Origin of the sequence: Embleya sp. NPDC056575 (assembly GCF_042793325.1) — a bacterium.
In the GTDB taxonomy this organism is placed as follows: domain Bacteria; phylum Actinomycetota; class Actinomycetes; order Streptomycetales; family Streptomycetaceae; genus Embleya.
In genome coordinates this window covers 917-1250 of the sequence record NZ_JBHTVA010000182.1, presented here as the reverse complement: position 1 = coordinate 1250, position 334 = coordinate 917, and the positions used below count along the sequence as shown (strand labels likewise).

Sequence of the window (334 nt, the reverse complement as noted above, 5' to 3'; positions counted from 1 at the left end):
TCGGTGGTAGAGCCACAAGGACGTGGAGCCTGGCATTGTCATGTTTTAATGCGCTTTAATGATTTGGATAAGATTTATATTAAAAATGCTGAATTAAGGAGTCTATGGGGTTTAGGATTTGTAACAATCAAGTCATTAAAGGATATAGACAACATAGGAGCCTATTTGAGCGCTTATTTGACTGATATAGACCTAGAAGATGTCCAAGACAGGGAAACAGCCTTAAAAGTGGCTTCAGAGGGCTGTGAGGTGCAAACAAAGATCGTAGAAGGTCGGGAAAAGAAATTTTTAAAAGGCGGACGGCTGCACATGTATCCTTCCGGAATGAATATGT

At 40.4% G+C, this 334-nt stretch carries 1 pseudogene; it reads left to right on the top strand.

The window, feature by feature from the left end:
• Positions 1–334: pseudogene (locus tag ACFRCG_RS48575) on the top strand (hypothetical protein); the annotation flags it as partial.